The organism is Bdellovibrio sp. HCB-110 (genome assembly GCF_047323225.1).
Classification (GTDB): domain Bacteria; phylum Bdellovibrionota; class Bdellovibrionia; order Bdellovibrionales; family Bdellovibrionaceae; genus Bdellovibrio.
In genome coordinates, this window is sequence record NZ_CP178750.1 from 2,321,438 (window position 1) to 2,335,629 (window position 14,192).

Sequence of the window (14,192 nt, forward strand, 5' to 3'; positions counted from 1 at the left end):
TATTTTTAAGAAAAGAAACAGTCCAGTGTTTATATCATTCCAACAAGTTTTGAATTAAAAATAAGACTTAAATGATCAGAGATTTTATCCTAACTCCATGCTCATAGTTTATCACTCGCGAATCCGCGCAGAGAATCCACTTGGATTAAGCTCATACCACTCGCTTCTTAAAATTCCGAATCCCAAACCGTCAAAATACTTCCCATCAACGATGCGAGCATTTCTAAAACAGGCCTCTCGGACGAAACCTAATTTTTTCGCTAAATGGATAAGGCCGACGTTGCCAGACCAAGTGCGCATATCCAACCGAACAATATTGGGATGATTTTCAAAGAGATAATCAATCCAAAGCCCAAGAGCTTCCCAACCAATGCCCTGTCCCCATTTGGCGTGATCGAAAATTGAAATTCCGGCACAGAGCCAATTTGTTTCTTTGGATTCCCAGTAGCTAGAGACCGTACCAATAAGTTCATTCGTCCTACGATCGGCGATAACCAATCGCATGCGCGGTGTTGGGAAATCTGCCTTTTCAATACGACTCTTAAGCTCGTCAGCTAATCTCTCAGATTCATCCTCTGTTGAACGATAGTACGGCCCATCCAAAGTTTGCCACGGCATACCCGGTTTTTGCCAACGTCTAAACGGTGCTACGTCTTCAAGTCGCCAGTCTCGTAGTCGGATTTTACTACCTTCCATACCTTAAACTCCATTTACTAGCAGGATAACGCAAACTTTATATCCAAATTGAATTAGATAATATCGATCATTCACTTACAATTTTTTTGGCATTTTTTTCGGAAAGAACTTGGAGGTGACGAGCGGATTTGAACCGCTGTAGCAGCTTTTGCAGAGCTGAGCCTAACCCCTCGGCCACATCACCTTAAAGAGGAAACTCAATTTAGATCTGAAGCCGTTTTAAGTCAATGCGAAAGACGGTATGGGTCATTTTCCCTTTTTAATAAAACCTCGTTTTAAGAGAGCGCGCTCTATTTCATCGATATAAGACGGTTCAATGCCAAGGACAGCTTCTCTTAAAATCTTGTTCATAAGCGTCTGATACTTCGTGTTTTCTTTCGCAGCTCGCTCTTTAAGCGCGACTAGAACGTCACCATCAATCATCGCAGTCGTTCTTATTTTGACATTTTGCGATGAAAGAACCCCTTCCTCGATCTCTACACTGCCATAGTTGATTTTAGTTTTGTGTGTCTTTACTTTCGCCACAAGCCACCTAAATGCATAATATATACATATATTATGCATACTTTTAACATATTATCAACCCTCAACAGCCGAGCCGTTTCAGAGCTTCAAACGGCACATAAGTGGCTTTTAAGGCCCGCTCAACGTGCTTCGGAGTGAGCTTTTCGGACTTTTCCAAGTCAGCATAGGATCTCGCGACTCGGAGCGTTGCGAGGTCGCGACGCCGAGATGCGAGTTCTTTTGGGAAAAGTTCTTTAAGGTAAAAACTAGGCAGATCCTGAATAAGCTCTTCCCATTTCCATCGCCCGGCAACCTTACTAAATCTCGCATCCTTCAACGCCATTTCTTTTCTAAAAGCTCTTACGTCTTCAAGAGTTTTTAAAATTTCAATTCCGGAAACCACATTCCCCAGTTCCCGTTTTTGCGTAAAGAAGATCAATTGAAAACGATCCACCAGTGGTCCCGAAAGTCTTTCTTGGTAAGACTGACACTTCTTTAAAGATCTTCCGCAAACCACTTTGGATTGCGGAACCCAGTCTCCACAAGGACACAAATTCGTAGTCGCAACAACCAACGCCTCCGCCGGATACTCTTCAACGAAACGACTTCGCCTGATACGAACTAAGAACTCTTCCATCGGCTCGCGCAAAGCTTCTTGCGCGCGAGGATTGAACTCCAACAATTCATCCAAAACCAAAATACCTTTGTGAGCCCGAGTGAACTCTCCTTTAAAAGGAGGCACACCCCCACCAATTAAGCCGAGGGGCGACGTGGAGTGATGAGGGTGCACCATGGGACGCCAACAAGCCAGCTCCCCTCCGGAGCCTTTGTTGTTTCTAACAATTTCATGAAGATCTTCTTGCGAAGGCTCTTGCAGCAACGACAACAAGGTTTTTGCAATCGTACTTTTACCAGAACCCGCAGGACCTGCGAGCAAAAGAGAGTGCTCTCCTAAAGCCACAAGCTTTAGCATTTCCGCTTGTCGTTCGGGGAATTCTAAATCCAAGCCATACACCGGACGCTCGACTTTATATTCTCGCGCGACACCTGGAAAAATTTCTGGAGCATTCAAATCGCGAAGCTCCGTCAAACACGCGCGAGTAAAAGGAACTTTTGTTTCTTGCGAACTCCCCGTCCACACCATCATATTTTCAGAGACAGGTTCAAAGTCTTCTTTCAAATCCTCTGGTTCAAAAACTCCGCCTCCAAGAGACAATTCACCATAAACTAAGACAGCATCTTCTTGAGGCTTGGGAACTTGTTCGCTTTCCCAAAGCACTCCCAAAGCCACAGCCAATTCCAATCCTCGCGAAGTCTTCTTTAAATGTGACGGTCGAAGATTCACCAGGATCTGTTGAGCTTTCGGAAATTCAAATCCCTGCGAACGAATCGCACTTTTAATTCGATGAATACTTTCTTTAATGGCTTGGTCCGGAAGACCTAAGAATTGGATTTGTGGAAGTCCCGGAATAAAGCTGAGTTCAACTTCAACAGGAACAAGACGATCATTTTCGCGAATGAGTGATTGTATTTTCATGCTCGGAAGGCCAAGCAAGAAATGGCGCAGCCTCTAAGAAAAACAAAGGGCCTCTCAGCAAGAGGCCCTTACGAGGTCCGGACAAACAGCTTCTACTTTTCCGCTTCCGGCATATGCGAAAGAGGATGGTGATCTTCGATCGTTCGCGACATCGTATTGGTGGTCACACTTGTATAGATCTGTGTTGTTTGGATACTTGCATGTCCCAACAACATTTGAATCGAGCGCAGATCCGCACCACTTTCTAGCAACGCCGTTGCGCAGCCGTGACGGAATCTATGTGGATTCACAGGTTCAGGGAACCCCGCCTTCGCCGACCAAGCCGCCAGCCATCTCCACACGTCAACACGCGAAGGACGGTGACCACGATCATTGATCAAGATTGATGGAGAATTTTCTTTCATCAAAGTCGGACGATGTTCTTTCAAGTAGGCTGTTAGATTTTCAGAAAGTTTTTCAGTCAAAGGAACCAAACGCTCTTTACTTCCCTTACCTAAAACTTTCACCCAACGATCCGTGGCATTGAAATCAACCACGTTTAAAGAAATCAATTCAGAAACACGGCAGCCCAAACCATAAAGGAACAAGAGAGTCAGCTGGTTGCGCGCTGTTTTCACAGGGTCTTGCACTTCTGCCGCATCAAAAAGTTGCTGGAACTCTTGGGGAGTCAGAACTTTCGGAAGTCCCACCTTCACCTTCGGCGGACGAAGTTCACGCAGCTCTTCGCATTTCATTCCTCGTGTTTCACAGAACTTAAAGTAAGTTCTTAGCGACGAGATCACACGCGCCTGTGAACGCGTGGAGAGTTTATTTTTCTTCATAAACTCGTAAAATCCAGAGACTGTTTTATTGGTTTTACGATACTCGATATAGAGTTCCAGGTCGCGGCGATATGCCATCACCGTATTCTGGGAACGTCCTCGTACATTTTGTAGCTCATCAAAGAAGTCGATCCAAAGAGGTAATTCCATACATATATTAGACCGAGACTTTCCTCCAAGCGCAAGGGAATATTATGTTCAGCATTTTGCTGCTCAGAGCAACACGGGAAAATAAAAAACCCCGAGTCTCCTCGGGGTTTGGTGATTCTGTTTGTTAGAACCTCGTTAGTTAAAGATTCCGAAGAACGATTGCGAGCAAGTATATCCGTTCACTCTTAGAACCGTCACTTTTGCATAGAGTCTTTGACCTTGTTCAGTCAAAAGTGCCCCCGCCATTGTAGGTTCTGGAGAATCGATACGCATTTCAATAGAACTTGTCGCACTGAGAAGTGTCGGTACGACGATATCGCCACCCGCATAACCCATTTGCCCAACAGAGTATGTTTGCAATGTGTAAGTGCCTGGTTGAATTACGCACGACGGATTGTAAGGATCAATTTCTGGTTTTGCAACGACCATCTGTCCTTGAACCGCAATCGGACCTTCGTAATTACGGTAGTTGTTGCCAGATGCATTAGGAATGATGCGTGTTGATTGACCAATCATCTGCATATTCGAGAAAGTAATATTCGCATTTGCACTTTGCATTTGGAATGTTGTCAAAACAACTGGCGTTGGGATTGAACCCGCGCAGTTTGTACAACCACTTCCGTAAATCGGTGGAACTACGACAGTACCACCGCCGCCTCCGCCGTCATTACAAGCCGCCAAAGCGAGAACCATTCCCAGCGCTGCGAAAGCTCGTGTGAAATACTTTGCTGGAAAACTTAAAGTTTTATTGTTAAGTCCTTCCATATTATTCTCCTAGTTAGTTTCCTTTATTAAAATCTTCTAAAACGTTAAACTTAAATTCTACTTCAGTTCCGGGCCTCTGGCCCTGCACTCTGCCGGCGCCCGCCGACTACTTCATAGCTGCTGCTTTGTTCAATCCGCTGAATGTTCCGAGCAATCTGTAACCATCACCTGGGTATGGAGTGTTTTTGTTGATGACAGCAGAAGCGCGGCAGTTGTATGGACCGTCGTAGATGTACCAGCATTTTCTGTAAGGAGATTGCTGAGCGTAAGACTGCGCGAAGTTTTTGTAGTATACGCGACCTGACACAGCTCCTGAACCTTGAGCATCACCTTGGTTAATATAGTCATCAAACACTAGAACTACGGCACCGTAAGCATCTTGGAAGAAAGCCGAGAAGTAGTATTTACCGTTGATAATGAACCATCTGTTGAATTCAGCTTCCATAAGATTAGCATCTTTCAATTTGTACATATCAACGTTTGTTCCAGAACCAGCTTCAAAGCGACCTTCGTAGTTGTAACCTGTATCAACATAAGAGATTTTCACAGATCCTGCGTAACGGCCGTTTCCTGCATTTTGCAAATCAACAGTTAACTTAAAGTTAGTCGGGTTATTCAATGGGTGCATCGCTACGTAAGAGTTGAACTCTGCGATCGACACTGGTTTGAAATCAACTACGTTAGAACCTGTTGCTCCAGTTGTTGTGCCTGTGCCCGGACCATCTGGAGATACTGGGTTTGTACCGTCATTAATGATTGGCTGAACAACTCCTGTTGTGGAGTTTGTCTGAAACTGTTCGCTCTTACCGCAGCCAACACCTAAGATAGAAATCGCCGCCAAAAGGAAGATCAGTTTTGAGTTGAATGTTTTCATATCAGCCTCTCTTTAAGAAGTTCGGTTTAAAAGGAACCTCTCACAGAGTCTTCTTTGCGATGCCTGTGCCAACGTTGCAGATGAATCATAAATACATGAAACCACGTGGCTTTTTAGGCCTTTCTCAGGGTGAAACAAACAGGCTTTAAGCGTCAAATGTCTACGGGAGGAGCGCAAAAGCGGCACTCTGTCACATCTTGGAACGTACAAAAGTTCGCCGAAAAACAAAATATTTAAGATTTTTCCTCACCTTACCGAAATGGGATTTGTACAGATTTTATAAAGGAATTAGTCATGACAATCACAGCAACTAACGTATTGATCTTGGGCGCCGTCTTCATGTTTGCAGCCCGAGTCTTTTTGGGATTCTAAAATATTTAGTTTTTTAAAATTTCGCGTGTAAGTACACCATTCCTTGTACTTTCTTTTCCGTTGTCCCCATCACAGGACTGATCGGCCCGATAACTCCAAATGGAGTGATTTGATTTCCACGCGTGCGCGAAACCGAAGCGCCGACTTCCACAAGTTTACTGATCTTCTTTGACCAATCCACATGAACAGATGAAACAGGAACCGTGTTGTAAAACGGATCTTTGCTTTTATTGGCAACGATTCTTCCCAAATCTGCACCAACACTGAAAGTTCCCAACTTTTCCGTCGGGATGACAGCTTTGATAGAATTTTTCAAAGCGACCGCAGAACTGGTATTCACGCCTTCTAAGAAATAAACGTCCGCGCCTACAACCAAGTAAGCTTCTTTTTTATCAGGATTACTTGTGTCGTACATAACACCAATACGATCATAAGTTGTCGTCATACGGCCGTTAAACTTTTGCTCGATATCGATCGGCTGCCAGCTCCACGTTCGATCTGCAGAAACTTTGAGATTCAACTCTTTAAACTCATGCTCCAAACCGGCTTTGAGTTCCGTACGAGCACCAGAAGATGTGTTCAACGCCACGGTATTGACTTCAATTTTTCCAGTCGTGTTGTTGATTCGCGCCGACCCTTTCAGATTTGAACCGAAGAACAAAGAACTTCTTTCGCCTTCGCGAAAACTTTGTGTTTTTGCATCAAAACCCGGAGCCGAAATTTTTAAGGCACCGCCATAAACTTCCGCCGTAGCTTTCACTTCATCAATCAACATTCCAGCTGTGATGATACTTGCACCCGTGCGCGCAGAAACTCCGGCTGCCTCTAAGTGATAGACACCTTCATCTGTCATCACTTTTGTTCCCAACACAAAACCCTTTGCCGTGTCGTTTCCGAACTGAGCTGCCAGAGTTTGTTCGTTCTGACTGGCTTTGATCGTAAATGCCGCTTGATCTGGTTTAAATCGCGCGACACCTTCGATTTGATCTTTCACCCACTGCGCAGTTGCCGGAACATATTCATGTACTTTCCCAGGACGTGATTCGATATATTGTGCGCCCGTAAGAACACCCATAACTTTTGCTGAAACGTCGACAGCAGACTGCAACGTCTTTTGTTTTGTGTTGTATATTTGCGAATAGTTTTGCACGTAGTATTCGCCCGTTTTGGGATCGCGGAAATGCATGATCGCGTGCCCACCAGCATCGTCTTTCGCAAGATCTTGCTGCCATTGACCCGTATGACGGCCGACCTCTTCAAATCCTAAATTCTTAGCGACTTCACCTAAGAGCTTATGAATGTCCCCGCAAATGCCGCCTTCTTTTTGCGCTTTCACCGCATTTTGATAAACGGCTTCTAAGTCCTTATTCTCTGTTGTCGTCGCACTATATCCCGCAGATAACTTACTGCCGATCATACTTAAGAAGAGCAGCTTTTCCTCATGATTTAGTTTATTGACGGAGGTCTTTGTGTATTTAAGAGCCTCTTGCAAATTAGTTTGTTCCAAAAATTTAGAGTAGTGAGTATTGATAGTAATCAAAGATTCATTAGAAATATTTAGATCTTGAGGATTTTTAAAAACAACATCCAGCTCTTTACCTGTCACTTTCGTGTCGGCGATAAAGTAGGCGTCGATCCATTTTGAATTTCCTGTTTTAACCGCATCTGCTACTTTTTTAAGAGCACCAACGGATTTGTTTTCTTCAACCGCACAATCAACACAAGGCCCTTCCGCTTCCGTGGCGAAAAGTGAAATCGAAAATCCTAGAACACCAAATAAGCCGACTAGAACGATCTGTTTTTTCATACCGTACTTTTCGGGTAATAATGAAGAGAACTGAATCTACTTGAGGCGGGCCAAAGGATAGTAATGCGTTAAGATTTGCTTATAATTGTGACCGCTTTTCCCAAGCGCTCGACTTCCCCACTGGCAAAGTCCCACGCCGTGACCAAAGCCTTGACCTTGAAACAGAAAGTTTCCGCCAAGTTTTTTTACTTCAAACAAAGCACTGCGCAAATCTTGAAAGCCCAACATTTGACGGAAGTCATTCACAGACATCACTTTTTCTGAAGATTCATTAAGAGCCAAACGCACGGACTTCACCCGATTTTCAGATGGAATACGAATTAAATCTATACCCGAGATATCCGTTACCTGAAGACGGCGACTGAGCTCTTCCTTTGTCAGCGTCAGCTTCCAATGAGCGCGAGGATTTGTCGGACACGAACTATCGACAGTGGTCCCGGCATTCACGCCATAGTTCCAAACATTTTTTGGAGACGTCGTTTTACCACCGCAATCAGAATGAAAGAACGCCTTAAGAACTTTGTCATTCGAGGCATAGAGTTTCACACCTTGAGTTTCACGAACAGCTTGAACAGCTTTTTTAATCAAAGGGTCGTTCTCATCTTCATCAAGAACGTGACGGAATACTTGATCAAGGATACTGCTCTCAAGATGGTAAGGCTTGTCTTTGCGCTCTTCCATCACAGCCAGCGCATAGGATCTTGCGGCGACAGCTTGTGCTTTCAAAGTTTCAAGAGGCCACGACAAAGGCATTTCACTTGCAAGCACGCCAACAACATAGTCATCCAAGGGCATGACCCCCACGACATCGACTTTTTTGTTGGCGTTCATATTAAGAAGAACTCGTGAAGGAAGAGACTGCGCTCCGAATCTTAGGTTCTCTCCTTGGATCAAAAGAAATTTTTCAGCAAAAAGATGTTCAGGGTCTTTGTTATTCACACGCAACGCCCAAATCTTTTTACCTTCTTTTTCCATCAAACGAACTTCGGCCCGGCCATTCTGGGGAATAGCGACGGGCTTAAAAGGTTTATTGAGATTCTGAAAACGAAGGCCTAGACCTGAGATTTGAACTTTTTGAGGCGTCGTCATAAGACGAACCCGCACAATCTCGTTACCTTCAATTAACGATGATTGTGCCTCGGAAAGAAAACTGACATACACAAAGATGAAACACAATGATGCCCAAATCAGTTTCAACTGCCACTCCGTCCTTAGAGTACTGGTTTACTGGTCTGTCAAAACGTCTTGTCTGACCCTTATATTAAACCGCAATCATCCGCGAGGATGAAAGTCTAGTTTTGTTTTCCGCTATCAATAAGCGGCTTAATGATGTCCAGCGGCAAAGGGAAAATGATCGTGTTCGATTTGTCACCCGCAATTTCTGTCAAAGTTTGCATATAAGCGAGCTGCAATGCCGATGGAGAACCCGCCAAAGTCAAAGAAGCTTCCTGAAGTTTTTGCGCTCTTTGTACTTCCCCTTCGGCACTGATGACCTTCGCACGACGTTCACGCTCTGCCTCAGCTTCGCGGGCCATGGCTCTTTGCATTTCTTTGGGAAGATCAATTTGTTTTACTTCGACCATCGTAACTTTGATACCCCACGCTTCCGTGTGTTTATCCAAAATACCTTGAAGAGCTGCATTAATTTTATCACGGTGCTCGAGGACGTCGTCCAAAGGATATTGCCCCATCACCGAACGCAACGTCGTTTGCGCAAGCTGGCTTGTTGCAAAGTAATAGTCTTCAATCTTTGTGATCGCTTCAAGTGGAGAAACCACTTTGAAGTATACTACGGCATTCACCTGCATGCTGACATTATCTTTCGTGATGACGTCTTGAGGTTGTACATCCATAGCAATCGTGCGCGTGTCGATTTTAATCATACGCTCAATAAATGGAATAAGAAGAATCAAGCCCGGCCCACGAACACCAATGGCTTTACCCAAGCGCAAGACCACGCCGCGCTCCCAATCATTTAAAATCTTAATCATGGAACTTAAGATGATTCCGCCAATGACTACTATCGCTATTAAAAATTCCATTTCACTCTCCTTATTTCACTTTCTTCACATTCAAAGTAAGACCTTGCCGTGCCGTCACATGAACTCGGTCGTTTTCTTTTAAAGAATCCTCAGAGACAAACCGCCAGGTTTCTCCCATAATTTGAATTTGTCCACGATGACCGTTAGCCTCGACGGAAACAACAACGCCGTCAGTACTAGCAAGATCCGAATCGACATCACGAGATTTGTGTCGAATGGTCTTTACGGCGAGATAGCCAATACCCAAAAAGAACAATCCCAAAACAGAGACGACGGAGATAATCAACGAGATGGGCAATGTATACCCCGTGGTTTGCGCATCAAACAAAAATAAACTTCCGACAAAAACAGAAATAAGACCACCGACACCCAAAGCACCAAAGCTTGGCAGGAAAATTTCTAGAATCAGGAATGCGATCCCTAAAAGGATCAAAGCCAATCCGCCCCAGGCAACATCCAACTTGTGGAAAGCGATGAGTGACAACACCAAACCTATACCACCAATCACTCCGGGCGCAATCAAACCAGGATGAGTAATCTCAACGTACAAAAGAGCCAGACTTCCCATGAAGAGAAGATACGCAAACTCCGGATCTGCAATAAAACTTAGAACTTTGTAGCGCAAGTCCGGAGTGAATTCTTGCAGATCTCCGACAGCCACCGTGTGCTCTTTCTTTTCTCCCACGATGACAGAGCGGCCTTTCGCCTGTTGTAGAAAATCAAGTTCATTGGCGGCTAAGATATCAAGGGCCTTTTCTTTATGAGCCTCTTCACTGCTTGAAGACCTTGCTTCTGTGATGATCTCTTTTGAAAACTTCAAACTGCGCCCACGAAGCTTGGTCACACCTTCCATCCAACTGACGGTGTCGTTAATTATTTTTTTGCGTAAGTCGTCAGGAGTCTTTTCTCCCGTCCCAAGAATCGGTGTCGCAGCCCCAATGTTCGTCGCGATGACTCCGCCATTGACATGACATGCTTGTAAAATGATAGCACCGGCACTTCCAGCATGACCTCCGCGCGGCGTGATCAAACACAAGTAGGGAAGATCCGACGCTAGAATACGTTCCACGATCAAACGCGTGCTTTGCAGACTTCCGCCAGGAGTATTCATGCGCAAATAAATAGAATCGCACTTATTCTCTTTCGCTCTTTTTTCTGCGCGTTCTAAGTAATCAGAGGTGGATGCGGAAATCGCCTCATTAATTGTAACAGCGACCGTGCAAGCGGCTTGAGCTTGGCTCGCACCCATAAAAAATAAGAATAAAAAAAGAGCCAGGTTCTTCATAAACCCAGCTCCCTCATTACTTTTTGCAGATCATTCCACACAACTTTTTTTGCGCCCGCATCCTCAAGTAGATAAGCGGGGCTGTATGTTTCCAACCACTTGCCGGGTCCTTTGAAGATCAATTCCCCGATATCTTTCGGGAAGGAACTAAAGACAACGACCACCTTGCCTTCACAGATTTTTGCAAGTTCTGACGGAAGTTGCGAGCGATCGTCCACGGTGCAATCAAGCTCCAGCACTTGGAGATTTTTTAACTTCATCGCCGCTTTCATCTTTTCAAAAAGATCACGCACGTCGGCGTTAAAGAAACTCTCTTTGGCCTGAGTAAGAATATTGAGGAAGACCAATTCATAGTGCTGAAATTCGTGAGCTTCAAAAGGGCCTTCCGCGGTAAAAAAGCGCGTTTTAACCTCACTTCCTTCCATGGGGGGCAGCATGACATTTTGAAGTCCAAGGACGTCCTGCAAATATTGAATATAGTCTTTCATGAAGGGGATTTTACTCTAGACCTAAGGCTGTAGACAGGAAAACCGGACGCTAATGCGCCGCTCAAAGCCGTGCAAAAAGACATATATGGAGGTTTACGCCTTAAAAAGTCTCAAGTTGAGACAAAAAGTGCCGATAAGAAGAACATCAAGACAGGGAGGCCCTTATGGAAATTTTCAAATTCAACATCATTCCGACTGAAGAATACAACAAAAGAGAAGACTTCCGTAAAGCCATCAACAACTGCGATATCTGCGGTGGTGCCCTTGAATTTAGCTACAATCAAATGAGTGAATTCGCTGTTCTTCAAGAAGATGCGAAATGCCCATGCTGCTCTTCTGAAAAAGAGTCGACTCACCACCGCGTTCACTAGAAGACAGAACGTAGACCCTTTGCAAACCCCACAAGAGTTAGAATAATTCCCGCAATAAGAAGAGCCATTGATGTATGGCTCAATTTCGCAACCGCTCCCCATGTGACGGACCCCAAAGCCATTCCGGCATAAAATACAGCCAAGAACACTCCGAGCATTGTCGCTTTCAAATGAGACTTTCCCGTGATCTGGCGGGAACTCATATTCATCAAAGTTGCAAGAACCAACCACCCCGTCCCACCTAAGAACATCGCTGCACACAAGAACCAATAATTGGGAGCAAAACCTAAAATCAAAATTCCGGCTGCATACACAATGTAGGAACCCGCCAAAGACTTATGCGTTCGATGCGGCAACATGATTTTGTCAGAGAGGACGGCACTTAGACACGCACCTAAACCGAAAAACCCCAGAAGTGAACCGTATTGAAGAGATGTCAATCCCATCTCCACCCGACCTCGCGTTGGATACAAAGCCCATAGCGATGAGGCACAGAATGTGACGACAAAAATTTCCACCCATAGTTTTAAATTGTGCAAAGAAAAAAGTGGCAACCAATCTTCGGGTTGAATTTTAAGTTGAGGCACTACTTCAGTTCCAGACTTCTCCACTCTGCCGGCGCCCGCCGACACAGGCCAACGGTAGAAAAAGATAATGAGTCCTAGGAATGACAAACTATTTACAAAGAAGGCACTCCCCGGTCCGAATCCACTTAAAAGACCACCGCCAATTGTCGGCCCCAGCACTCGCGTGATGTTAATTCCCATGTAATAGACGAGAACCGCTTGCGCTTGCAAATGTGACGGGACTAAATCCGTCAACACCGATTGGAAAGCTGGATTCGTCATTGCAAGTCCGATTCCCATGACAACAGACAAACCAAGAAGACTGAGTTCCGTGACTTTTTCTTGCCAAACTAAATACGCTAAAAGACCTGCGGCAAAAAACATAAGACCTTGAGCGAAAAGTAAAACTTTTCTCCTATGCCCAAGATCCGCCACATAACCCGCAGGAATACTTAAAAACAAAATAGGCAGACTGCTAGAGAAAGATAAAAGTGAAATGACAAGCGGAGAAGTATTTAAGTGTGTCATCACCCAACCCGCCGCTACATCTTGAATCCATGTTCCTAAATTTGAAAGAAAAGCACAGATCCAGAAGGACCTATAGACTGAAAATTTCATCGGGGACCAGACGGACTCTTTCATGACAAGAAGAGCATACTACGGAAAAACTTTGCGAGCGAGATTTAGTTGCGAAAAAATGGAAGTGACAGGAGGTGCTTATGAAGCTCGTATTAAGTATTTTCCTCGGGATTTTTCTCGTCTTCCCGACTTTTGCAAAATCCAGTTCTGTCGAACTCACTGTCAACCCAGCGACTCTTGAAACACAATCTTCCCGTTATTACTATTATAACTTCGGAAACGTGCGTGTGAATTGGAGCGAATGGGCCGACATTTACTTACGCAACACCGGCAATGACCCCCTGAATGTTCGAGGCGTTTTCATCATGGGATCTGCTTATTGGGCATGGAGCAACTGTCCTAATCTCTTGTATCCAGGACAAAGTTGTCTAACCCGAGTGGAGTTCCGTCCTTGGCACGAAGGATACTTCACAGGACGACTTCGTTTCGCCTTCCCGTATGACAGTATTTATGTAGATCTTTACGGTTGGGGTGTTCGTTGGTAAATTTACCCGACTTGTTTGGGTTGGATAGAGATTTCCAAACCGACAGCGGCTAACAGCTTCGCCACATTTTTAAATGACGGATTTCCTTCCGAAGACAACATTTTATATAAAGCTTGCCGAGCAATTCCGGTTTCGGACGAAATTTTTGATACTCCATGGATTTTTACGATTTCCGCCAGCGCTTCATACAGAAATTTTTCATCACCCTCTTCGAGGGCCGCAGCAAGATAACTTGCGGCGAACTCCGGATCAAGAAGTTCTATTTTTAGATGTTCTTGAAAACTTGAGCCTTTTGCCATATCACTTCTCCTCCCGCTTATGAGACATCCACAGTTCTTTTGCCAAACTAATGTCCCTGCTTTGAGTTGACTTATCACCGCCCACTAAAAGTAAAATTACTTCGTTCCCGTCTAAGGCGTAGTAAATTCGGTATCCAGGACCATAATCAATCTTCAATTCAAAAACACCATCTCCAACGCTTCGCCATTTGCCGAAATTACCTACTTCAGCTCTAGCAATTCGAGCCATGATTTTTGCTTTTCCCATTTTATCTTTTAGGGAAGCTATCCATTCTTTCGCTGGCTCTCTGCCAGATTTACTATCCTTATAGTAAATAGCCCATCGCTTCTGAAGCACCTTATTGTCTCCTATAAACGACACATTGTCAACTATAAATGACATACGGATTTGTGTCTTACGAAGAAACATACAAAGGCGATACTTACCTAAGATATAATGCAATTACGCGCTAGATCCGAACCTACAGTAAATCGGATCACTTCGGATTTAG

Annotated in this window: 16 protein-coding genes and 1 tRNA gene; 2 read left to right on the top strand and 15 right to left on the bottom strand. The window is 44.6% G+C overall.

From position 1 onward, the window contains the following. Positions 1 to 111 precede the first annotated feature (111 nt). The 12 genes from ACL934_RS11285 to ACL934_RS11340 form a co-directional block, all read right to left on the bottom strand. Positions 112 to 696 (bottom strand): GNAT family N-acetyltransferase, encoded by a 585-nt coding sequence (locus ACL934_RS11285; protein ID WP_374073497.1) that lies wholly within the window; start codon positions 694 to 696, stop codon positions 112 to 114. A gap of 110 nt (positions 697 to 806) precedes the next feature. Next, positions 807 to 880 (bottom strand) — tRNA-Cys (locus ACL934_RS11290). Positions 881 to 942: 62 nt separating this feature from the next. After that, positions 943 to 1,221, bottom strand: coding sequence for a BrnA antitoxin family protein (locus tag ACL934_RS11295; RefSeq protein WP_374073498.1), 279 nt, complete (start codon positions 1,219 to 1,221; stop codon positions 943 to 945). A gap of 61 nt (positions 1,222 to 1,282) precedes the next feature. Further along, complete coding sequence (locus tag ACL934_RS11300) at positions 1,283 to 2,737, bottom strand: ATP-binding protein (protein WP_374073499.1); 1,455 nt, start codon at positions 2,735 to 2,737, stop codon at positions 1,283 to 1,285. Positions 2,738 to 2,829: 92 nt separating this feature from the next. Then, on the bottom strand, positions 2,830 to 3,708 hold the full coding sequence (locus ACL934_RS11305; RefSeq protein ID WP_374073500.1) for a site-specific tyrosine recombinase: 879 nt from the start codon (positions 3,706 to 3,708) through the stop codon (positions 2,830 to 2,832). A 135-nt stretch (positions 3,709 to 3,843) separates the two neighbouring features. After that, entirely contained in the window at positions 3,844 to 4,473 is a 630-nt protein-coding gene (locus ACL934_RS11310; protein ID WP_374073502.1) for a hypothetical protein, read from the bottom strand. A gap of 106 nt (positions 4,474 to 4,579) precedes the next feature. Beyond that, positions 4,580 to 5,347 carry a hypothetical protein gene (locus ACL934_RS11315; protein WP_374073503.1) on the bottom strand — a complete coding sequence of 256 codons (768 nt, stop codon included), beginning with the start codon at positions 5,345 to 5,347 and terminating at the stop codon, positions 4,580 to 4,582. Between the two features lie 385 nt (positions 5,348 to 5,732). Next, positions 5,733 to 7,526: a hypothetical protein gene (locus ACL934_RS11320; RefSeq protein ID WP_374073504.1), complete on the bottom strand. Its 1,794-nt coding sequence runs from the start codon at positions 7,524 to 7,526 to the stop codon at positions 5,733 to 5,735. 36 nt (positions 7,527 to 7,562) lie between these two features. Next, positions 7,563 to 8,723, bottom strand: a complete 1,161-nt coding sequence (locus ACL934_RS11325; protein WP_374073505.1) for a SpoIID/LytB domain-containing protein — start codon at positions 8,721 to 8,723, stop codon at positions 7,563 to 7,565. 95 nt (positions 8,724 to 8,818) lie between these two features. Then, the gene (locus ACL934_RS11330) at positions 8,819 to 9,568 is read right to left on the bottom strand and encodes a slipin family protein (protein ID WP_374073506.1); all 750 of its coding nucleotides are present in this window, start codon (positions 9,566 to 9,568) and stop codon (positions 8,819 to 8,821) included. Positions 9,569 to 9,578: 10 nt separating this feature from the next. Continuing rightward, positions 9,579 to 10,853 carry an NfeD family protein gene (locus ACL934_RS11335; protein ID WP_374073507.1) on the bottom strand — a complete coding sequence of 425 codons (1,275 nt, stop codon included), beginning with the start codon at positions 10,851 to 10,853 and terminating at the stop codon, positions 9,579 to 9,581. Further along, entirely contained in the window at positions 10,850 to 11,341 is a 492-nt protein-coding gene (locus tag ACL934_RS11340; protein WP_374073508.1) for a hypothetical protein, read from the bottom strand. Before ACL934_RS11340 ends, ACL934_RS11335 begins: the two co-directional genes overlap by 4 nt. A gap of 164 nt (positions 11,342 to 11,505) precedes the next feature. Between ACL934_RS11340 and ACL934_RS11345 the strand changes: the two genes are divergently transcribed. Next, a complete protein-coding gene (locus tag ACL934_RS11345) occupies positions 11,506 to 11,712 on the top strand; it encodes a hypothetical protein (RefSeq protein WP_374073509.1) in 207 nt (68 codons plus the stop codon). Here the strand turns inward: ACL934_RS11345 and ACL934_RS11350 are convergent. Beyond that, positions 11,709 to 12,920, bottom strand: a complete 1,212-nt coding sequence (locus ACL934_RS11350) for an MFS transporter (RefSeq protein WP_413612263.1) — start codon at positions 12,918 to 12,920, stop codon at positions 11,709 to 11,711. The genes ACL934_RS11345 and ACL934_RS11350 overlap by 4 nt on opposite strands. A gap of 77 nt (positions 12,921 to 12,997) precedes the next feature. Between ACL934_RS11350 and ACL934_RS11355 the strand changes: the two genes are divergently transcribed. Next, on the top strand, positions 12,998 to 13,402 hold the full coding sequence (locus tag ACL934_RS11355) for a hypothetical protein (RefSeq protein ID WP_374073511.1): 405 nt from the start codon (positions 12,998 to 13,000) through the stop codon (positions 13,400 to 13,402). A gap of 2 nt (positions 13,403 to 13,404) precedes the next feature. Here ACL934_RS11355 and ACL934_RS11360 read toward each other — a convergent pair whose 3' ends face one another. Beyond that, positions 13,405 to 13,701 carry an addiction module antidote protein gene (locus ACL934_RS11360; protein WP_374073512.1) on the bottom strand — a complete coding sequence of 99 codons (297 nt, stop codon included), beginning with the start codon at positions 13,699 to 13,701 and terminating at the stop codon, positions 13,405 to 13,407. 1 nt (position 13,702) lies between these two features. Further along, a complete protein-coding gene (locus ACL934_RS11365) occupies positions 13,703 to 14,110 on the bottom strand; it encodes a type II toxin-antitoxin system RelE/ParE family toxin (protein ID WP_374073514.1) in 408 nt (135 codons plus the stop codon). Positions 14,111 to 14,192: the final 82 nt, after the last annotated feature.